Origin of the sequence: Nitrososphaera sp., assembly GCF_013388945.1 — an archaeon.
Lineage (GTDB): Archaea > Thermoproteota > Nitrososphaeria > Nitrososphaerales > Nitrososphaeraceae > Nitrososphaera.
The window spans coordinates 124,938-144,749 of record NZ_JACAEH010000021.1; the positions used below are offsets into that span (position 1 = coordinate 124,938).

The following is a 19,812-nucleotide window of genomic DNA, read 5'->3' on the forward strand; positions in this document are numbered from 1 at the left end:
ATGCAGCCAAACAATGCAAGGCGTGAAAGAGCGCCGCGCAAGGCTCATTCAAAATGCCGCAAAGGCAGGATGCAATGCCGTCGCAGCGTTTGAGCCTGAAAACGTGTTTTACCTGACCGGGTTCTGGGGCGAGGCCATAGCAGTCTGCACGGACGCAGGAACGAAACTGATTGCGCCCCGGCTGGAATTTTCAAGGGCAGAGCAGTCCTCTGTTGACTGCGAGGTGGTCCCGACAGAGCGCGGTAGCGAATTCCTCTCGGCCTTTGTCTCTCACATCAAGGGCAAAAAGGCCTGCGCCGACATCCAGGATTACGGTACGGTGGAACAGGTGCGCAAGCTCGGGGCCGACATTACTGTGGACACCGAGCCGTTCTTCCAGACGCGCCGGATCAAAGACGACGCCGAGATCAAAGTCATAACAAAGGCGTCGCACATTCTCGATAAACTGTACGAAGTCTGCGCCGGCGTGATAAAGGCAGGCATGTCAGAGCGCGACCTGCAGGCCCGGCTCATCTACGAGGCCATGAAGATGGGCGCAAACCCGCCGTCCTACAAATCAACGCTCAACCCGCTGATAATAGCAGGCGGCCCAAACGGGGCGCTTCCACACGCAGAAGTCACGGGCCGGAAATTCCGCAAAAAAGACATGATAGTTGTGGACCTGACTCTCAGGCACAAGGGGTACATCGCCGACGCGACGAGGACCTTTGCGCTTGGCAGGCCGGCCGAAGAAGCGGCGCGCGTATATGAAATCGTGAGAGAATCGCAAAAGGCCGGCCTTGACGCGGCAAGGGCGGGCGCGACCACCGGGCAGGTCGACGAGGCGTGCCGGGACCTGATAAGGGGGCAGGGGTACGAGAAGTACTTCATCCACTCAACAGGCCACGGAATAGGCCTTGACGTGCACGAGCCCCCCTGGCTTAGGCCAAACAGCGACGAGGTCCTGAAAGAAAGGATGGCAGTCACAGTCGAGCCCGGCATCTACCTTGCAGGCAAGTTCGGCGTCAGGATAGAGGACAGCATCATCGTGACTGCAGGCAGGCCCAAGGTCCTGAACAGGTACACAAAAGATCTGGTAGTGCTGTAGTCAGGCATCACAATAGTAATGAGCATGTAATGCCTGCTATGGCTTGTGAAAGCCGCCCTTGCGGCGATCGCCTTTGCGGCTGGAATTATTGCGATGCCGCTTTCTGCCAGCGCGCAGTCCTATGAAGAGCGGCTCTGGTTCTACCCGGAGGTCCCGACGGAAAAGAGCACCGTGGTGGCAAAGGTGTCGCTTGCGGCGCCCACGCCCTGCCACAGCGTGGAGCTGCAGGGCGTCGATATCTCGGGAAACGACATATCTGTTAATGTACAAGTCACGCCGCCTGCCGAGGGCACCGTCTGCATACAGGTCCTGAAAGGGCACACGCTTGAATACGAGATAGGCCGGCTTGACGCCAACTTGTACAACGCCCGGCTCTACGTCAACGGCGAGATGAAGACCTCGGCACAGTTTCGCGTGATTGAAGGCGACGTGGCGGTACTGGCAACAGGCAGGTATTCCGACCAGACCGGCAGCACGCTGGTGGGCGAGGTGCGAAACGAAGGGGACAGCCCGCTTGAGCTGGTCCAGGCAGACATACTCTTTTTCCGCGGAGAGGAGCTTGGGTGGAGGGAAGAGCACACCTTCATCACAATTGCGGTGCTCATGCCCGGCACGACCTCCGGCTTTAGCTTTCCGCTGCTCGACGAAACGAGCCAGAACGCAGAATACGCAGTCAGGGTTGACACGTACAGGGTCGCCGGGCCAAAGGAGTCTGCCCTACAGCTGACAGTCGAGCCCGTGCAGGACGCCGGCGCCATAAGAGGTACGGTCCACAACAGCGCAGACCTGCCCGCCACGCAGGTCAAAATAGTGTGCGCCGTCTACGACGCGCAGGGCAGAATAGTGGACTCGGTATTTGATTATACGGACCCTGTGGACATTGCAGCAGGGCAGAGCGCGGGTTTTGAGACGCCGGCAAGCAGGACTGCCGGGAATTTCACGGCAAGCTGCAACTGCGAGTCGACTGAATTTTCGGCAAGCTCGGTGCAGGTGGTGCCCGAATTCCCGGTGGCAATGCTAGTGCTGGCCGGCTCACTTGCCGGGCTTGCCTTTTACAGACTCCGCGACAAGCTCTAGGACCTTTTTTGCGGCTGCCTGCTTGCTGCCAAGAGGCACGTGGACGACTGCCTTTTCTTTGTCGACTATCCACACCTCCGTCGTGTCCGAGCCTGCTGCAGAGCCCTTCCTTGCAAGGTCGTTTGCCACCACGAGGTCGGCCTTGCACTCCTTCAGCTTTTTGAAAGCCTTTTCCACGAGCGCCGGTTCAGAATCGCCGTAGCCTGCCTTGAACGCGACCAGGAACACGCCGCTGTCTATTTTTTTCACCTCGTCGACTATTTTCCGGGTGGGGACAAGCGACAGCTTCAATCCTCCCGACCTCGTGTCTATCTTCCTGGCAGACTTGCTCGAAGGCTTGAAATCTGCAACTGCGGCTGCCATTATCAGCGCGTCGTAGCCTTGCTTCAACTCTGAAACTACCGCGTCGCGCATCTCGTCGCCAGTCCTGACCCTGATTATTCTGGAAGCGGAAGGCGTCTCCGTGCCGTGGCCGTATACAAGCGTCACCTGCGCGCCCATGCCCTCTGCCGCCCTTGCGATTGCCATTCCCATCTTGCCCGAGCTTGCGTTTGTGACGACGCGGATAGGGTCTATCTGCTCTGCCGTGCTCCCGGCAGTCACCAGAATCTTCCTTCCGGCAAGCGGTCCCGCCTTGCCAATGGCTGCAATTGTTGCCTTTAGCACTGCTTCTGGCTCGGCCACCTTGGCCTTGCCCTCTTCAATGGTGGGCTCGACAAACGTGGCGCGCTTTTTCAGCCTCTCGACGTTTTGCTGTATGAACTCGTTTCCGTACATCGCCTCGTGCATTGCCGGCGCTATTATGACAGGTATCTTTGACCCGAGCGCGACGCTCAACACCGATGTCACGGGCGTGTCGTCGATGCCGGACGCGGCCTTGCCTATCGTGTTTGCGGTGCACGGATACACGACTATCAGGTCGGACATGTTGTAGTCTGCAAGCGCGACGTGCTCGAGCCTGCCTGTAAGTCTGGTGACGACTTCGTTGCCGGTGGCCCACTCCATCATGTCTGCGTGCAGGAGCGTGGACGACGTGGACTGGCTCATGACGGCGTGCACGTCAGCGCCGTGGCGCATCAGAAGTCTTGCAAGGTCGATTGCGCGGTAGGCTGCGACGCTTCCTGTTATGCACAGCACAACCTTCTTGCCGGCAAGCTCGCTTCCGTCAGAACCCGTGATGTCCTTGGATGGATGCGCGCCCCTCATTTCTTGCGCCCCATCTTTGCCGCCTCGTTTGCATCCATGTGGAAAGTGTTCTGGTCGCCGGGGAACTTGCCTGCCTTGACTTCCTGCGCGTAGCTTGCAACTGCGTCGAGGATGGGCTTGGCAAGCTCTGCGTAGCGCTTGACGAACCTTGGCTTGATGTCCTCGTAAATCCCAAGCAGGTCGTGAAGCACGAGCACCTGCCCGTCGCACCCGGGGCCGGAGCCTATCCCTATTGTGGGCACCGACACCTTCTTTGTTATCATCTCTGCGGCCTCGCTTGCGACCATTTCAAGCACTATTGAAAACACGCCGGCGTTTTCAAGCGCCTTGGCGTCGTGGAAAAGCCGAACTGCAGCGTCTGCGGTCCTGCCCTGCAGCTTGTAGCCTTCCCAGAGCGACGACGTCTGCGGCTTTAAGCCGATGTGGCCCATGACGGGCACGCCTGCCTCCACTATCGCACTGACCTTGTCTGCTATCTCTGCGCCGCCTTCGAGCTTGACTGCGTCGCAGCCGGCTTTGATGAACCTGATGGCGTTTTCCACCGCCATGCTCGTGCTTGGCTGGTACGAGCCAAACGGCATGTCGCCCACTATCATGGCCCTCTTGGCACCCCTTGACACCGCGCCGCAGAACATCAGCATCTCTGACATTTCAACGGGCACAGTGCTTGGGTGTCCGAGCACCACCATGCCCGCGCTGTCGCCAACAAGCAGGACGTCGACTCCCGCCCTGTCGCATATCAACGACGTGGAATAGTCGTACGCTGTGAGCACCGCTATCTTCTCACTGCCCTTCATCGACGCAAGGTCGCTGACGCTGACCTTCTTTTTCTGCTGCGTCACTTTGCTCCGCTCCTTATGCTTGCGAGCGACTGGTCAAGGTTTTCCTCGTTGTCGAAAAGTTCCACAATCTGCCGCAGCGTCTTTTAGTCCTTGCCCTTCAGTGCACTTACTTTCTGCACCAGCGCCGGCATGACCCTGACGAGGTTGTCCACTATGGTGATATTTGCGGCCCTGGCGGTCCTCGAGAGCGGGTTGAGGTCTACTGTTATGACGCTCTTGCCCATCTTTGCCAGAGCCTCGGTCCTGTCGCCGTCTTCAAGCGGCACGAAAACCGTGTCAGCGACAAGTATCCCTTCCGGGTCCACGCGCCTGCGTTCGCTTGAAAGCTCGGGTATCCTGGCAGACGCTTTTTCGCCGACGCCCAGGACCTGTCTTGCTCCGTGCCTTTCAAGCTCGGCCTTTATGGCGCGCTCGCGCTCTTCTGTCCTGTAGAAAAGGTTGACCTCTATTTTCGCGCCGGTAATGTCTGCAAGTTCCACAATCTCTTTTGCGCACAGCGCTGCAGCATTGCCGTTTACAGACAGCACCGCGTTTTTTGATATCAGCAGTAGCGCCGCCGCTGCCCTGACGGCACTCTCTGCCATCTCGGTGGTCTTTTCGCCAAGCAGATAATCAAAAGCCTCGCCCCTGCCGTGCGCAATCAGGCCCTCTGCCACCACGATGTTGCGCTTGAATCCGTCGACGAGCTTTTCCCGGGTCATGAGGGACGCTGCCCTCGGGTGGTCGTCCGGTATCATCGCCTAGAGGACCCGCGCCCCTCTGCCGTCGATTCCGCAGACAAGGAGCGTGCCTTCAAATCCCTGCAGGACCTTTGCGGCCTCTCCTGCCATGCCCTCCGGAACTATTGTGAAAACCGTCTGGCCGAATAGCGCGATGCCGCACCTGAATCCCGCCGACTTTAATGCCATTACAGGGCCGGCGCACCTGCCTTTTTCAAGGCCGAGCGTCTGCGCAAACTCGAAAGACATGTCGAGGAAATCTTCGACCTTCCTTGACTCTGAAAGCCGTGCAAGCATCCTGCCGCCAAGCCCGTTTATCTCGTCCATCCTCCCCGCCAGAAACGCCTTTGTAGATATCGGCGCCATGCACAGCACGACTGCCTTGTAGCCGTCAAGCGGGACCGTGTCGACGGTGCCGACGCCGGGTGCGCCTGCGGCTCTTCGCATCTCAAAGCCGCCGGAGTACTCTGCAATCACGGTGCCAAGCCCTGTCTTGCAGGCGACCTCTGCCATGTGGGCCACCTGTGCAGCTTTTGCCATGTCAAACCCGGTGCCAAGCGCCTCGTTGAGCGCATAGCTCAGGCTGAGCGCGGCCGCGCCGCTTGAACCCAGGCCGTACCCGACTGGTATGCCTATTTCATGCTCGACCTTTACAAAGCACGGCACGTCGACGTTTCTCATGTAATAGTCGACGACCCATTGTGAGACCTCGGCCTCGCTCGGCTTTGCAGCCTTGCCGTTTATCCGGATCTTTGAGCCAGGCTTGCCGGAATAGACATAAACTGTCGTCTCGATGCCTCTGTCAATTGAAAACCCCGCGCCCCTCGACCCCCTGTAAAGCGGGTCTGTCCCCTGGCCGTGCGGGATTTCAAAAAAGCCGGTGATGTGGCCGGGCGAGAACGCCTTGGCTACAGCTAGAGGTGCCGTAACCAGTGTCGATGCCATCAGCTGTTTATAAGGCGCAGAATATATAATAATAATGTTTAATTAGTTTAAATGCCTTTATACTAGTTATGACGAGGTACGCAAGGCGCCTTCAGCAGATTGGAAGCAGCATACTTGTATCTCTGCCAAGTGAGTGGATAAAGAGCAACAAGCTGGAAAAAGGTAGCATAGTCCCGGTGGACGTCAACCGCGACAACACGCTTTCCATCTTTCCGTCAGAATCGGATGCAGAGCACACCAAGGAAGCTGCAATACAGTACTCGCCGGCGTCGATGGACTCGCTTGTAAACCAGGTCTACGGCGCCTACCTTCTGGGCTACGACGTCATCCGCGTGCGGGCGTCCGGCTCGATATCTTACGAAGACGCCGAGCGCTTCAAGCGCGCGATGCGCAAGCTCGTCGGGCTTGAAATTGTGGAAGAAGATGGCAGGAACATCACGTCGCAGTTCCTGCTTGACCCGAACACGCTTGACGCCGAAAAGATTCTGCGCCGGCTAAACTCGCTTGTCGCCGGCATGTTCCGCGAGACCATGGAGGCAATCCGCGCAAGGCAGAACACCGTGCGCAAGTCGATTGATGCACGAGACGACGAGGTGGACCGCCAGTATTTCCTACTTGTCCGGCTTATCCGGAGCGCCATGATGGACCAGAAACTTGCAGGCAAGCTCAACCTGAGCAACATCGACATACTTGACTACAGGATTGCCGCAAACCTGCTTGAAGGCGCAGGCGACTACATCGTCGACCTTGCGTCGCTCCAGAACTTTTCACACATCGACTTTATCGACAAGTTCGTGCAGGCAGGCGAGCTTGTGGAAAAGATGCAGGAAAAGGCGGTAGCCGCCTACATTGGCAAAAACAGGTCAGAATCGATTGCCGTGCTCGACCTTTACGGCAAGTTCACAGAGGTGATGAACTCGGTAAAGGCCATGTCGGCAGCAGAAAAGGGCAGGAGCGCCGAGTCGACTGTGGCAGTTCTCAACCTCACGTATTCGATGGACAGGATAGCGAAGTGCTGGGTGGACGTGGCAGATTTGGTGAAGCCGGTGCACCTGGTGGAGCCTCTGAAAAACGACTAGCCGACGATTAGGCCCTTGGGGTCTATCTCAACTTCAAAGGCGGCAAAGCCGGCGGCCTTTATTCCTGCAGCTATGCGCTCGCTGTCCTCCTTGTTTGCCGCAAGTGCTATTATCGCGCCACCGCCGCCGGCGCCGGTCATCTTGGCGCCAAGCGCGCCAGAGCGTCTTGCGACATCAATCAGCTCGTCTGCCTTTTCGTGCGACACACCCAGCCTCTCAAGCAAGAGCTGGCTCTCGTTCATGAGAACTCCAAGCTGGTCTATATTTCCAGAGCCAAGCGCCGCAAGTGCCTGGTTGCAGATGTCTTTAGCTTGCGACATCAGGCCGCCAAACGCCATCTGGTTTGCCTCCTTCAGCTTGCGCACGCTTGACACCAGCTCGCCCGTGTTGTGCTTTATGCCCGTGTCGCCTATGACAAGTGAAAGCTTGCTCTTTGCGTCCACCTTCTTGAATCCGCCGCCCCTGCTGTAGTGGATGAGCCCGCCAAACGTGCTCACGTAGCAGTCGGCGCCAGAAGAGTTCTTGTGGATTATGCGCTCAGCCTCTATTGCGCTTTCGCATATCTTTTTCTTGTCCGGCCTGCCAAGGAGCGACTCGATTGCCGCAATGGTGGCGACAAGCGAGGCCGCCGACGAGCCGAGCCCCACGCCGTAGGGGATGTCGGACTTTATCGTTATCTCGAGGCCGGTCTTTTGCTTCCTTGCGTCAAGCGCGTGCTTTGCGGCAAAATACAGGGGGTCGAGCGCGCTGCGGGCGTTCACGCCCTCTATCAGCTTGAAGGTCGAGCCCTCAAACTCGCCGGCTGCGATGTCTGACTTTATCGTGACCTTGCCTTCCCTGACCTTTCTGGCAGACACTGTTATGCGCCTGTCAATCGAAGCAAGTATCGCCGGGTTGCCGTACACGACGAAATGCTCGCCAAACAGTATTATCTTTGCCGGAGCCGACGCCCTGCCCTTCATACAAACACCACCGATGAATACCCCACCACTGCGCTTGTGTCCCCCGTAACGTCGCCGCTGGTCGCATATTTGAGCAGTTCGCCCCTCGTCGCGCCGAGGCTCTTTGCAGCCACCATTATCGACGCTATCGCCCCGTAGCCGCACGCCGACACGTCCATCCTCTCAAGGACGCTGTAGAATTTCGGGACGTTCAGCTCGAGCATCGTGCTTATCAGCTCGCTGTCCTTCTTGTGCGCAGACTCGTTTGGCTCGTAGTGCGTCAGGTCCGACGATGCTATCAGGACCGTGTCGTCGCTTTCTGCCGCCGTGTCGGCTATCGCCTTTCCAAGGTCGTAGGCCGTGTCGATGTCCTGCATCATCAGGATGACCGGAACGATGGTGAACTGGTCGCGGATGTACTGCAAGAACGGCAGCTGCACTTCAAGGCAGTGGTCGCGGCTGTGCGCCATGTCGTCAAAGTCAACTATTCCTGACCTCTTTGCCATCCCCTCAGCCCACTGACCGTTCACCTCGACCTGCCCAAGCGGCGTCTCCCACACGCCGCCTTTCATAGTGGCGACGCCGGAGCCAATGCCGTAGTGATTCGGGCCCACGATTACTGCGTTTGAAAACTCGTGCGAGGAAATCTGGTAGTACCCGTTTGCAGCAACGGCGCCAGAATACATGTAGCCTGCGTGCGGCGTCACCATGCCGTATATCTTGCGCTCAGTCAGGGAAGGCGGGGGCATGCCGGGGCCGAACTTGCGGTTGCGAAAAGACTGGTCGATGGTGGTGCGAAGCTCGGAAGGATTGGAAGGGTAAAACATGCCGGCGACTGCCGGCGGGCGTCTTGCGGGTTTTGTCAAGATATTTCCTCGACTAACTTTGTCTCAAAGTCGTCGATTGATATCTTCATCTCGCTGTCGGACTTAATCTTGCCCTGCTTCTTCAGGACTTCCCTTGCCAAAAGCCAGTAGGTGGTCGCAAGCGCCTTTCTGCCCCTGTTGTTGGCAGGGATTGTCAGGTCGACCTTTGATGTCACGTTGTCGCTGTTTGCAATCGCGATCACAGGCACGCCTGCCCTCGTCGCCTCGATGACTGCCTGCTGGTCCGCCTGCGGGTCTGTGACTACCACTATCTCCGGCTCCATGTAGCCTGGAAGCGACGGGTTGGTGAATGTGCCTGGCATGAACCTTCCGAGAATCCTTGTCGCGCCTGTCAGCTCACAGAACTTTTCCACCGGCGTCTTGCCGTATTCCCTTGCAGACGTCACTGCTACTTTTGAGATGTCGGCCCTGCCGATGAACTTGGCAGCCACGTCGATTCTTGCAAGCGTCTTGCTGATGTCAAGTATGTACAGGCCCTCGGGGTTTGCGCGCACGATAAAGGGCGCCATGAACTTCGTCTTGACCGGCGTTCCTACCCTGATTCCTGTAGAGAGTATCATCTTTTCTAAATTGTCAGTGTCAATGGACTCCTGACCTTCCGGGCTTTCAACCACGGAAGTCTCTTCTACGCTGGCCTCCTCGGCCGGCGAGGCCTGTTCGGGATCGCTCATATTGCAGGGGTCAGTTCGGCCATACCAGCTATTAAATCATACTCTGACATGCGCACAAGCTCGTTTAGCTTGGCAATGCGCTCGCCGCCTAGCACGCCCGTCTTTATCATCTTCGAGCCCGTGGCGACTGCAATGTGCGCGATGTGCGAGTCGACAGACTCGCCGGACCTGTGCGACGTTATGATGCCAATGTTGTTCTTTTTGCATTCCTTTGCAAATTCAAGCGCGTCGTAGAGACTGCCTGCCTGGTTCACCTTCAGGATTGCGCCAGAGCACGCGCCATAGCCCACCGCCTTTTTGACCATGCCCGCGTTTGTCACGAGCATGTCGTCGCCTGTCACAAGCATACCCCTGTTCTTTTTGGTCAGGACGGCCATGCTCTCAAAGTCGCCTTCGTGCACAGGGTCTTCTGCATACACCAGCTTGTAGTCTGCAATCAGCCTGTTTGCAAACTCTATCTGCTCACCCGTGTCGCGCTTTATCCCCTGCCTTGCATAATTGTAGACGTTGTTCTGCTCGTCCCAGAACGAAGAGGACGCAAAGTCTATGCCAAGGGCCATGTCCTTTCCCAGCCTGTAGCCGCAGTTTTCCACGGCCTTTTGCGCTATCTCTAGCGCCTTGTCGTTTGTCACGTTTGGCGCCCACGCCCCCTCGTCGCCCCTGCCGTACGTGAACCTGCTGTCGATGGACTCGATTACCTTTCTCGTCTCCTTGTGCAGGTTGAAATTCATCTCAAGGGCTTGGACGATGTTCTTGGCGCCGACCGGGCAGGCAAGTATCTCCTGGATGTCCGGCGTGCCGGGGCCCGCGTGCGCACCCCCGCCGATTATGTTGCCTAGCGGGAACGGAAAATGATAGGGCTTTTTCGGGTTCAGCAGCCTGAAAAGCGGCGCGCCCTTTGCCCTTGCCGCCGCGTCGACTGCAGCGATGCTGAGCGCGTACGCGACAGAGCCACCTATTTTAGAATAATTGTCTGTCTTGTCTATCCTGCGCAAAACGTCGTATACTGCCTTTGGGTCGGAAGCGTCAAGGCCGAGAAACTTGCGCCTGTTTGCGTTAAAGGCTGCAAGCGCCTTTTCCGGCCTGTTGTCGGGAAAGCTCTGCGCCTCCAGCTTGCCGACGCTAGCTCCTGAGGGCGCGCACGCCCTGCCTGAAAATTTCCTGTCAACGGTTACATCGACTTCGATTGTCTTGCTACCGCGGCTGTTGAAAATTATCCTCGCACCAAGGGATGTTATGGAAGGCAACAGTTCTTTTGCGCGGGAGGTCGTTATTTTACTCTATCTCGGTCTGTATTTCAGACATCCTGCGCCTGAGAGCCTCGTAGTAGGGGATTATCTGGTAGATTGTCTCAACGCTTGATATGAACATGCGCCTGCAGCAGTAGCGCTTGATGCCAAGCGAGTCCATGACTTTCGCCGGGTCCTCTCCTGACTTTACGCGGTCAGAGTACTGGCCGTGCTTGTCGGCTATGAGCGCGCCGCAGGTGAAACAACGCACTGGAATAAGCATCTGCAATTGCTGGCTACGCTGGCTTATAAAAACCATTGCAGCGCAAGTAATATTCAAATTAGCGGAGCAAAAGCGTGTAGTCTGGAGCGGGAGTCGCCCAGCCTGGTCAAAGGCGTAAGACTGAGGCTCTTATCCCGAAGGGGTTCGTGGGTTCAAATCCCATCTCCCGCACCATCTTACTTTTACAGTATAGGATGAAAAATGAAAAAAGAGAGAGCCTGTGCCCTACTCGACTGTGACTTTTCCGACCATCGTCGGGTGGAGCATGCAGAAGTAGTCAAAGGTTCCCTTCTTGTCGAACTTGAAGGAATACTCTTTCTTTGGCGCAAGCGTCTTTGAGTCGAACAGCTTGCCTGCGTCCTTGTCAGTAGTCTTGCCCGAAGTCACCGTGTGGATTGCCGTGTCGACGTTCTTCCAGGTGACCGTCGTTCCGGCCTTGACCTTGACCGGGGTTGGCTTGTAGGACTTGTCTTTGAGGTTTGTCGCGCCCTTGACTATCTCGACGACTGTACTTGTCGTCTTGGCTGGCGTCGTGGTGTTCTTGCTTGTGGAACTGCTCGGGGCAGAGCCGCCCGCCGCCGGAGCGTTCTTGTCTACCACTACTTTTCCGACCATCGCCGGGTGTAGCATGCAATAATAGTCAAAAGTGCCGGCAGTCTTGAACGTGAACTTGAATTCCTTCTTTGGCGCAAGCGTCTTTGAGTCAAACGCCTTGCCCGAGCTCTTGTCTGCAGTACCTTTGCCGGATGTCACCGTGTGTATTGCAGTATCAACGTTCTTCCACACTACTGTCGTGCCGGGCTGTACCTTGACAGGGTTTGGCGAGTAAGCCTTGTCCTTCAGGTTTGTCGCGCCTTTCACTATCTCTACAGTTACAGTCTTGCCTGCCTGTGCGTATGCCTCTGTAGCGGAACCAAGAGCTGAAGCAAAAACAAGTCCCGATACCAGCATGGCCGCCATAACCGCTATGGCCACCGTCCTGTTCATTACAGGCGCTATTTGAGGCAGGGGATATAATATCGTTAGTAAACATTGCTCAGTAGGATTCTTACTCGAACTTTTTCATTACCTGGTAGTGGGGCGAGGTCTTGTGCCTGTCGGTGCACTTGCTGCAGAACGATTCATAGCCGTACTTTTTGTGGCAGGAGCAGTCGCAGACCTTGTGGGCTTCCGACAACCGCCAACATGATTGCCAGATTGTTATTTAAACATAGGCGCATCATTCTTTTATTGGTGTGCTCATAATGGCTTTGCATGGACAGCCGCCTGAAGGCGCTTGAAAGAAAGCAAAAGCTGTATTCGCTTTTGAAGGATCAACACGACGCCGAGATAAAGGAGCTTATGCACTACATGTCCGCGCTGCCGGTTGTCGAGAACAACCTCGTGCGCAGCTACCTGCACACTCTTCTGAGCGACGGCCTCAGACACATCGAGTACATATCAAGCATCATGGCCGACATCGAGGGCGCCACGGGAAGCTCCATCCTGACCAAGAAGGGCATTGCGGCGTCGATGGAGGGCGAGAAGGCATCTCGAGATGCGCTGCTAAAATGCGCCGAGATGGCCGACGACCCGGAAACTGCCGCCTTGCTGAAGAGCGTGAGCGTCGACGAGGAACACCACATACGGATACTGGAGCATTTGTCAGAGCTTGTCGAGTCAGCCAAATGACTCGAGCACTTCTTTGCTGTGCCCCGCCGGCCTGACCTTTGAAAACACCCTGATTATCCTGCCCGACTTGTCGACAAGAAATGTTGTTCTTATGACGCCCATGAATTCCCTGCCCATGAAACTTTTCATCCCGTACACGCCGTACTTTTTTGCGACCTCCTTTTCAGTGTCGGCTACAAGCGGGTAGGGCATGCCCATCTTGCTTCGAAACTTGTCATGCGACTCTTCGCTGTCGGGGCTTATGCCTACTATCTCTATGCCTGCCTTTGCAAACTTGTCATAGTCCCTGCTGAATTCGGCGGCCTCTGTGGTACAGCCGGGCGTAAAGTCCTTGGGGTAGAAATACACGACCGCGTTCTTTTTGCCCTTGAGGTCCGAGAGCCGAAAGACCTTGCCCTTTGCGTCTCTCATGGAAAAATCGGGCGCGTCGCTTCCTTCAGAAATTGCAGGCATCGCCTTGTTGTAGCAGGTGAAGCGTAAAAAACTTTATTCCCTCTGCATTTATCTGCCATTGGTGTCAAGCGTCGCAATAGTCAAGCGCGCACTTGCTCACGGCGACAGTACCGCCATAATCGAAGCCGGGCGCTCCTATTCATACAGGGAGCTGTACGGGCAGTCGCTGCGCGTTACACGATTCTTGCTTTCTAAAAATGGCGGCGACCTTGCAGGCGCAAGGGTGGGATTCATCGTACCGCCGGGCTTTTCGTACGCCGCCGTCCAGTGGGGGATATGGAGCGCCGGCGGCATCGCCGTCCCGCTGACGGTGATGTACCCCAAGGCCGAGCTCGAATACATCGTCAACGACTGCAGCATCTCGACTGTTATTGCACACGACAGCCTGCGCGATAGAGTGCCATCAGTTGCAAATCTCTATTTTGTCTCTGAAGCCTCTCTCGACACAGACCTGCAATTGCCTCAAATCGACAAGGACAGGCCGGCGATGATACTGTATACGAGCGGGACGACCAGCAGGCCCAAGGGCGTCGTGACCACGCACGCCAACATAGAGAGCCAGGTGACGACGCTTGTGTGGGCGTGGGGCTGGACCAAAAACGACCATACGCTGCTTGTGCTTCCGCTGCACCACGTCCACGGGCTGGTAAACGTGCTTTCGTGCGCGCTGTGGGCCGGCGCAAAGTGCGAAGTGCTCCCGAAATTTGACGCAAAGGCCACCTGGTCTGCATTTGCGCGGGGCGAAATCACGGTGTTCATGGCAGTGCCTACAATCTATTCAAAGCTGATTGCAGAATGGGAGTCGTCGCCTGACAAAAAGACGCTGTCGGCAGGCTGCAGAAAAATGCGCCTGATGGTCTCCGGCTCTGCCGCCCTTCCAGTGTCGACGCTTGAAAAATGGAAGAAGATATCCGGCCACACGATAATGGAGAGGTACGGAATGACTGAGACGGGAATGACCCTCTCAAACCCGCTTGTAGGCGTCAGGGTGCCGGGGTCGGTAGGCTCGCCTCTTCCAGGCGTGCAGGTCAGGCTTGCCGGCGACGACGGCAAGTCTGTGCCCGAGGGCGAGCCCGGGGAAATACAGGTCAAGAGCGCCGGCGTGTTCAAGGAGTACTGGAACCGGCCCGACGCCACAAAGCAGGCGTTCACGCCAGACGAGTGGTTCTGCACTGGCGACGTGGCGGTCAGGGAAAACGATGTCTACAGGATTCTTGGGAGAAAGAGCGTCGACATCATCAAGACAGGTGGTTATAAAGTGTCGGCGCTTGAAATCGAAGAGGCGCTGCGCACGCACCCGGCAGTATCTGACTGCGCGGTGGTGGGCGTCGACGACAAGGTGTGGGGACAGAAGGTGTGCGCCGCGGTGATTGCCAAGAAGCAAATAGAGCCTACGTCCCTCAGGTCGTGGGCAAAGGAGAGGCTTGCGCCCTACAAGGTCCCGGTCGAGATAAAGATTGTTGACGAACTGCCGAGAAACGCGCTTGGCAAGCCCGTCAAGCCTGAAGTAGCCAGGATGTTCTAGCCGAACACGAATGTGTAGAACGCAAAGTTGTCAGACCGGGGGATTATCTCTATTTCGTGGACCTCTGGCTTCTCTGTCTTTGCAAGGTTGTGCATGAACGACCAGTTGATGTCGACCATGCTTGCATTCCCTTCAAGCCTTGCGTCCTTGCCAAGCTGTTCCTTTGAAAGCGGGTTGCCGTCGAGCTTTATTTCGCACCTGCCGGGCCTGCCGTCTGACGTCCCTATTATTCCATGAACCTTCCTTGCCGAGTTGTACTTCATGATTATTGCCGGGGTCTCCTTGCCTCCGGGCGCTACCTGGACCCTTTCACGCTGCCATATCCACTTTCCTCTCAGGTACACGCTGTTGTCAAAGTGCGTTCCAGAATCCACAGCAACGGCCGGCTCGTCTGGCCGGAAAGTCTGGTTGCTTCCAAACCTGCGCATGCGGGAATAGCCGACGCATATTTCAGGCGCGATGCCTGCGTAGTGCATGCCATAAGTGTCGAAGATCTCGTCGCCGGGGTTCCTGTCGTCAAAGTCCTGCGCCTTGTGGCCGGCTTCTTCGAGGAGCTCTGCTACCACCGGCTCAAACTCGGTGATGTCGCCGTAGCCGGCGTGCTCGTAGCGCACAAAGCCTTCGACGTCGATGAGCACGTGCTTTGGCCAGTACGTGTTGCCGTACGCCTCCCATGTCTTGTTTGAAGTGTCAAACGCGTTTGGCAGTTTGATGTTGTAGCGCCCAAGCGCCTTGCGTATGTTGTCGTGGTCCGTCGCAAACTCGTATTCAGCAGAGTGCGCCTGAACCACCTGCAGACTGTCGCCGTATTTTTCCTGCAGGCGCCTCAATATCGGGACCGTGCGCAGGCAGAATATGCACGTGTAAGTCCAGCAGTCAAGCACCACGACCTTGCCCCTGAGCGACTTTATCGAGAGGGGCTGCGAGTTTGCCCAGCCTGTTATCCCCTTGAAATCGGGCGCCGGCTCTGCCGGTATCAGCTGCATGGCGTTTCTGCCATGAAAACAGGATATAACTGTTAGATTTTTTAGAATGAACCGCAGAATCAAAGGCATGAAGTGCGCCGACTGCAACTGCACGCCGCAGGAATGCCTGGAATCAAGTTCTGCAACGGAATGCCCAAACTGCACGCTTGACGTATGCTGTTGCTGGCAGGCCATCCACTACAAATAGCCCGCAGTCGTTTATTGCGGCATGCCGGCGGCTATAGTTACCGGAAGCGGCAGGGGAATCGGCAAAGAAACAGCGCTTATGCTTGCGAGAAGGGGCATGGACGTCGCCGTCTGCTCGAGGACCAAGAGCGAGGTGGACAGGGCAGTCGACGAGATAAAGAAAATTCGCGCCGGCGTGCTTGGCATGAAATGCGACGTGGGCGACGCCTCTGATGCCGACAAACTTGTAGAAGCTACAGTCAAGCGGTTTGGCTCAGTCGACGTGCTTGTGAACAATGCCGGCGTTGCAATACTAAAGCAACTCGTGGACACGACGGAGCAAGAGTGGGACGAGACCATGAACTCGAACCTGAAAAGCGCGTTTCTGTGCTCAAAAGTGGTCCTTCCTTACATGCTGGAGCAAAAGTCGGGCGTGATTGTAAACGTCAGCTCGGGCGCAGGCAAGTCGGGCTTTGAAAATTTGTCGGCGTACTGCGCAAGCAAGTTTGGCATGATGGGGCTCACGGAGAGCCTCGCATGGGAGGTGGCCTCGACTAGGATAAGGGTGATGGCGATATGTCCCGGCGACGTGGACACTGCCATGCAGGAAATAGACCCTGCCTACCACAGGGCAAACAGGGCAAGGATGCTCACGGCAGGGCAGGTTGCAGAAAAGATAGTGGAGATGATCTTTGATAACAGATACCGCAACGGCCAGTCAGTAGACATTTAACAGCCGCACCTGAATAACGGCCATGCACAAGGGCAGTATAAGCGACATCAAACCCGACACTTCGATGCTCCAGTATTTCGTCGGCTCTGTGGAGATAAAGAAGATGGTGACAGAGGCGGCAAGCAAGGAAGTCGAGGCGTACCTCGTCACATTCTCAAACGGCGCAAGGACAAAGCTGCACTACCACGAGACCGACCAGGTACTGATTGCCACAAAGGGCAAGGGAATAGTGGTCCTGCAGAGCAAGGTCAAGATGGAAGGCGACAATGTTGCTAAAGTCAGCATGGACGAGTCGTTTGCGATGAGCGAGGGCGACTTTGTCTGCGTGCCTGCCTACGTGTGGCACTGGCACGGAGCAGCCAGGGGCGAGGACTTTGCGCACCTGCAGGTGAAAAAGCCCGGCAAGACTGCCTGGCTTGAAAACACATAATTTGACGGGCGCGCCCTTGCAGCACGTTGGAGAAGAGGTTTGACGTCGCAGTCATTGGGGGCGGGCCGGCGGGGCTTTCTGCGGCCTGGGCCGCGGCAAAGGCCGGCGCAAGCGTGGTGCTCTTTGAAAAGGACGAGGCCATAGCCCACAGCGTGAGGACGTCTGGCGTCAGCTGGATAGACTCGATGGACAGGCTCGGCATACCTCCGCACCTCTACAACCCTGTCTCAAGCTACCAGTTTGTCTCGCCTTCAAACGAGGTCACGATTTCAGGCTCAGCGCCAAAGTCGTGCGTGCTTGACGTGCGGGCCACCTACCAGCACCTTGCGTTCCTTGCCGCGGAAGCTGGGGCGCAGATAATGGTCAAAAGCAACGCCATCAATATTGCACGCGACGGAAACAGGGTGACAGGCGTCAGAGCAAGCACGCCTGCCGGCGACCTCGACGTCAGGTGCGCGCTCGTGATAGACGCAAGCGGCTTTTCGACTGCAGCAGGCAGGAAGGCCGGCCTTGCAGGCGAGTGGCGCCGCTACGGCGTCGGCGCCGAGTACGAGTGCTACTGCGACCACGTCGACAGCTCAATGTGGACGCTCATGGTCGGCCAACAGTATTCGGAGGCCGGCTACGCCTGGGTGTTCCCTCTCTCAAAAAACCGTGCAAGGATTGGAGTCGGCATCGGCCGGCCCGAGTCGCAGGCAGACCCTCTTGACCGGCTCCATTTCATACTTGAAAAACGGTTGAAGCCGCTTGATAGGCTTGGCAGGATACAGCCAGTCGAACTGCACTATGGATTCATCCCGAATGAAGGCGTGCGCGCAAGCTCTGTGTCTGACGGGCTGTTGCTCGTCGGCGACTCTGCTGGGCAGGCAAACCCGCTCGTGCTTGAAGGCATACGCTATGCGATAGAGTTTGGCAGGCTTGCCGGCGATATCGGAGCCCGGTCGATAGCGCAGGGCTCAACAAAAGAGTCGCTTGCAGAATACGAAAAGGCCTGGAAGGGCCGCGTCGCGTCCAAGATAACGTCTGCGCTGAAAGTGCAGTCGCGCTGGATAGGGCTCTCAGACGAGCAGTGGGACAAAGAGATAGAGATACTGCGCGACATGACCGCAGACGAGTTTCTGGACTTTATCAAGGCCGAGTTCACGGCCACAAAGATGATGAAGCTTGCGCTCCACCACCCGAAACTGGCGGCGCGGCAGCTGTTTGACATGGTCCTGAAATGAAATTTTACGCTTGCTTGGCAAATCTCGTTAAGTTTTTATATCTTCGTTAAACCAGCACAGGTGACTTGGCTGGAGAGACCGCTGCAGACTTTACTCCAATCCTTTACATGCTGGGTTTCGGTCTCGTAGCCTCTGTGCCCGCGCTCATTTTGTCAAGACTTTTGTCGCCGAGGCGCCGGTACAACCCCGTCAAGTTCCTGCCGATGGAGTGCGGACAGATGCCCACAGGCGAAGGCCGCTCGCATTTCATGATGCAGTATTACGCTTACATACTCATGTTCGTCGTCTTTGACGTCATGTCCATCTTTTTATACGCGTGGGGCTCGGCGCTTTTCAACATCCCCCGGACTGCGACGCTGCCGATAATCGCATTTCTGGGGATAATGTTTGCCGCGATGGGCTACGCGCTGTACCTTGCAGGGAGGAAGGGGATCTGGTAATGCTAGCAGGTTTTAAATACGATCAAAGAGCTGACAAGGTCAGGGAGGGGTTGCGCGCGTGAACAAGGAACTGGTAAGCCCTACCAACTTCAACGTCTTTGTGACAAAGCTCTCCGACGTGCTCGTCAGGGCGCTCGACAAGCCGCTTGGCTACGCCATAAACTGGGGAAGGGTGTGGTCGCTGTGGCCCGTGCACCTTGAGACGGCCTGTTGCAGCGTCGAGTTCGGCGCGGCTTCAAGCCCGAGGTACGACGTCGAGAGGTTCGGCATCATCGAGGCGTTCGGGTCGCTCCGCATGTGCGACCTGATAGTGGTGCAGGGGACTGTCACGAGGAAGATGGCGCCCCGGCTCAGGATGGTCTACGACCAGATGCCCGAGCCGAAATACGTCATAGCGATGGGGGCGTGCGCAATCACTGGCGGACTGTACATAGACTCGTACAACGTCCTTCCGGGAGTCGACGGCATAGTGCCAGTCGACGTGTACGTTCCGGGATGCCCGCCAAGACCGGAGACGCTTATCCAGGGCTGCATGCTGCTACAGGAAAAGATCAAAAGGTCAAAGATAAAGTAGCATGAGCAGCGATAAAGAAGAGCAGAAACAGAAGGCGGCCAAGGCCGCAGGCGCAGAAAAACCCGCAGCCAAGCCAGCGCCAACTCCAAAACCCGCAGCGCCGCCGGCAGCCAAGCCGCCAGCTGCAGCAGCGCCGCCTGCAAAGGAACCAGAGCCGCCAGCGTTTGAGAAGGGCCTTGCACAGGAGCTCGTCTCAAAGTTCGGCGACGCAGTAAAGATTGTCTACATAAAGCCGGTCAGGATAAAGGTGGAAACAGCGCCTTCAAGCATAGTCGAAGTCGCAACATACTTGCGCGACAGCATGGGCTTTGATCACGCCGAGTCTGCTTCCGGCACCGACTACCTGAAGGAAAATCACATTGAAGTCAACTACCACCTCGGCTCGTATACGCGCGAGGACCTTCTTGCACACATCATGGTGCTCACGACAAAGGCAAACCGGGACGACCCGCGCCTGCCGTCGCTTGTCCGCGTTTATCCAAGCGTCGAGTACCACGAGCGCGAGACGTTTGAGATGCTTGGCGTGTACTTTGAGGGGCACCCGAGGATGGAGCGGTTCTTGCTTCCGGAGGACTGGGCCGACATTCCGCCGCTTCGCAAGGATTTCAGGATAAAGGGGAGATAGCATGGCAACGCTTGAAGAAAA

24 protein-coding genes and 1 tRNA gene are annotated in these 19,812 nt (G+C 56.7%); 12 read left to right on the forward strand and 13 right to left on the reverse strand.

Annotated elements, in window-relative coordinates:
* Positions 1-13 precede the first annotated feature (13 nt).
* Entirely contained in the window at positions 14-1,087 is a 1,074-nt protein-coding gene (locus HXY31_RS10590) for a Xaa-Pro peptidase family protein (protein WP_292642810.1), read from the forward strand.
* A gap of 45 nt (positions 1,088-1,132) precedes the next feature.
* Positions 1,133-2,164 (forward strand): FxLYD domain-containing protein, encoded by a 1,032-nt coding sequence (locus HXY31_RS10595; RefSeq protein ID WP_292642811.1) that lies wholly within the window; start codon positions 1,133-1,135, stop codon positions 2,162-2,164.
* Here HXY31_RS10595 and coaBC read toward each other — a convergent pair.
* From coaBC to HXY31_RS10615, 4 genes are all read right to left on the reverse strand, one after another.
* A complete protein-coding gene (gene coaBC / locus HXY31_RS10600) occupies positions 2,120-3,370 on the reverse strand; it encodes a bifunctional phosphopantothenoylcysteine decarboxylase/phosphopantothenate--cysteine ligase CoaBC (protein WP_292642812.1) in 1,251 nt (416 codons plus the stop codon). The two genes, HXY31_RS10595 and coaBC, sit on opposite strands and share 45 nt — an antisense overlap.
* A complete protein-coding gene (gene panB, locus HXY31_RS10605) occupies positions 3,367-4,212 on the reverse strand; it encodes a 3-methyl-2-oxobutanoate hydroxymethyltransferase (protein WP_292642813.1) in 846 nt (281 codons plus the stop codon). Before panB ends, coaBC begins: the two co-directional genes overlap by 4 nt.
* Positions 4,213-4,295: 83 nt before the next feature.
* A complete protein-coding gene (locus HXY31_RS10610; protein ID WP_292642814.1) occupies positions 4,296-4,949 on the reverse strand; it encodes a 4-phosphopantoate--beta-alanine ligase in 654 nt (217 codons plus the stop codon).
* 3 nt (positions 4,950-4,952) lie between these two features.
* Positions 4,953-5,876, reverse strand: coding sequence for a hypothetical protein (locus HXY31_RS10615; protein WP_292642815.1), 924 nt, complete (start codon positions 5,874-5,876; stop codon positions 4,953-4,955).
* A 68-nt stretch (positions 5,877-5,944) separates the two neighbouring features.
* Here HXY31_RS10615 and HXY31_RS10620 point away from each other — a divergent pair, with 68 nt between their 5' ends.
* Positions 5,945-6,955, forward strand: coding sequence for a phosphate uptake regulator PhoU (locus HXY31_RS10620; RefSeq protein ID WP_292642816.1), 1,011 nt, complete (start codon positions 5,945-5,947; stop codon positions 6,953-6,955).
* On the opposite strand, the gene mvk is transcribed toward HXY31_RS10620, so the two are convergent.
* The 5 genes from mvk to HXY31_RS10645 form a co-directional block, all read right to left on the reverse strand.
* Positions 6,952-7,917 carry a mevalonate kinase gene (mvk, locus tag HXY31_RS10625; protein ID WP_292642817.1) on the reverse strand — a complete coding sequence of 322 codons (966 nt, stop codon included), beginning with the start codon at positions 7,915-7,917 and terminating at the stop codon, positions 6,952-6,954. The two genes, HXY31_RS10620 and mvk, sit on opposite strands and share 4 nt — an antisense overlap.
* A complete protein-coding gene (locus HXY31_RS10630) occupies positions 7,914-8,762 on the reverse strand; it encodes an MEMO1 family protein (protein ID WP_292642818.1) in 849 nt (282 codons plus the stop codon). Before HXY31_RS10630 ends, mvk begins: the two co-directional genes overlap by 4 nt.
* Positions 8,759-9,343, reverse strand: coding sequence for a 30S ribosomal protein S2 (gene rpsB / locus HXY31_RS10635; RefSeq protein ID WP_342817038.1), 585 nt, complete (start codon positions 9,341-9,343; stop codon positions 8,759-8,761). The genes HXY31_RS10630 and rpsB overlap by 4 nt, the downstream gene beginning before the upstream one ends.
* A gap of 107 nt (positions 9,344-9,450) precedes the next feature.
* The gene (locus HXY31_RS10640; protein ID WP_292642820.1) at positions 9,451-10,701 is read right to left on the reverse strand and encodes an enolase C-terminal domain-like protein; all 1,251 of its coding nucleotides are present in this window, start codon (positions 10,699-10,701) and stop codon (positions 9,451-9,453) included.
* Between the two features lie 28 nt (positions 10,702-10,729).
* Complete coding sequence (locus HXY31_RS10645) at positions 10,730-10,966, reverse strand: DNA-directed RNA polymerase subunit N (protein ID WP_292642822.1); 237 nt, start codon at positions 10,964-10,966, stop codon at positions 10,730-10,732.
* 86 nt (positions 10,967-11,052) lie between these two features.
* Between HXY31_RS10645 and HXY31_RS10650 the strand changes: the two genes are divergently transcribed.
* Positions 11,053-11,140, forward strand: a tRNA-Leu gene (locus tag HXY31_RS10650).
* 51 nt (positions 11,141-11,191) lie between these two features.
* Here HXY31_RS10650 and HXY31_RS10655 read toward each other — a convergent pair.
* Complete coding sequence (locus HXY31_RS10655) at positions 11,192-11,953, reverse strand: cupredoxin domain-containing protein (RefSeq protein ID WP_292642825.1); 762 nt, start codon at positions 11,951-11,953, stop codon at positions 11,192-11,194.
* Between the two features lie 61 nt (positions 11,954-12,014).
* Positions 12,015-12,143 (reverse strand): hypothetical protein, encoded by a 129-nt coding sequence (locus HXY31_RS10660; protein WP_292642827.1) that lies wholly within the window; start codon positions 12,141-12,143, stop codon positions 12,015-12,017.
* Positions 12,144-12,220: 77 nt separating this feature from the next.
* Here HXY31_RS10660 and HXY31_RS10665 point away from each other — a divergent pair, with 77 nt between their 5' ends.
* Complete coding sequence (locus HXY31_RS10665; protein WP_292642829.1) at positions 12,221-12,637, forward strand: hypothetical protein; 417 nt, start codon at positions 12,221-12,223, stop codon at positions 12,635-12,637.
* Here the strand turns inward: HXY31_RS10665 and bcp are convergent.
* Positions 12,626-13,090 carry a thioredoxin-dependent thiol peroxidase gene (bcp, locus tag HXY31_RS10670; protein WP_292642831.1) on the reverse strand — a complete coding sequence of 155 codons (465 nt, stop codon included), beginning with the start codon at positions 13,088-13,090 and terminating at the stop codon, positions 12,626-12,628. The two genes, HXY31_RS10665 and bcp, sit on opposite strands and share 12 nt — an antisense overlap.
* A 61-nt stretch (positions 13,091-13,151) precedes the next feature.
* On the opposite strand from bcp, the gene HXY31_RS10675 reads away from it, so the two are divergent.
* Positions 13,152-14,615: an acyl-CoA synthetase gene (locus HXY31_RS10675; RefSeq protein ID WP_292642833.1), complete on the forward strand. Its 1,464-nt coding sequence runs from the start codon at positions 13,152-13,154 to the stop codon at positions 14,613-14,615.
* Here HXY31_RS10675 and HXY31_RS10680 read toward each other — a convergent pair.
* On the reverse strand, positions 14,612-15,601 hold the full coding sequence (locus HXY31_RS10680) for a redoxin family protein (RefSeq protein WP_292642834.1): 990 nt from the start codon (positions 15,599-15,601) through the stop codon (positions 14,612-14,614). The two genes, HXY31_RS10675 and HXY31_RS10680, sit on opposite strands and share 4 nt — an antisense overlap.
* Before the next feature lie 208 nt (positions 15,602-15,809).
* Here HXY31_RS10680 and HXY31_RS10685 point away from each other — a divergent pair, with 208 nt between their 5' ends.
* The 6 genes from HXY31_RS10685 to HXY31_RS10710 all read left to right on the forward strand — a co-directional run bounded on the left by HXY31_RS10685 (position 15,810) and on the right by HXY31_RS10710 (position 19,791).
* Positions 15,810-16,499 carry an SDR family oxidoreductase gene (locus tag HXY31_RS10685; RefSeq protein ID WP_292642836.1) on the forward strand — a complete coding sequence of 230 codons (690 nt, stop codon included), beginning with the start codon at positions 15,810-15,812 and terminating at the stop codon, positions 16,497-16,499.
* A gap of 22 nt (positions 16,500-16,521) precedes the next feature.
* The gene (locus tag HXY31_RS10690; RefSeq protein ID WP_292642838.1) at positions 16,522-16,929 is read left to right on the forward strand and encodes a cupin domain-containing protein; all 408 of its coding nucleotides are present in this window, start codon (positions 16,522-16,524) and stop codon (positions 16,927-16,929) included.
* A 26-nt stretch (positions 16,930-16,955) separates the two neighbouring features.
* Positions 16,956-18,152, forward strand: a complete 1,197-nt coding sequence (locus tag HXY31_RS10695; protein WP_292642840.1) for an NAD(P)/FAD-dependent oxidoreductase — start codon at positions 16,956-16,958, stop codon at positions 18,150-18,152.
* Positions 18,153-18,259: 107 nt separating this feature from the next.
* A complete protein-coding gene (locus HXY31_RS10700; protein WP_342817216.1) occupies positions 18,260-18,592 on the forward strand; it encodes an NADH-quinone oxidoreductase subunit A in 333 nt (110 codons plus the stop codon).
* A gap of 58 nt (positions 18,593-18,650) precedes the next feature.
* On the forward strand, positions 18,651-19,166 hold the full coding sequence (gene nuoB / locus HXY31_RS10705; protein WP_292642843.1) for an NADH-quinone oxidoreductase subunit NuoB: 516 nt from the start codon (positions 18,651-18,653) through the stop codon (positions 19,164-19,166).
* Between the two features lies 1 nt (position 19,167).
* Entirely contained in the window at positions 19,168-19,791 is a 624-nt protein-coding gene (locus HXY31_RS10710) for an NADH-quinone oxidoreductase subunit C (RefSeq protein ID WP_292642845.1), read from the forward strand.
* Positions 19,792-19,812 lie beyond the last annotated feature (21 nt).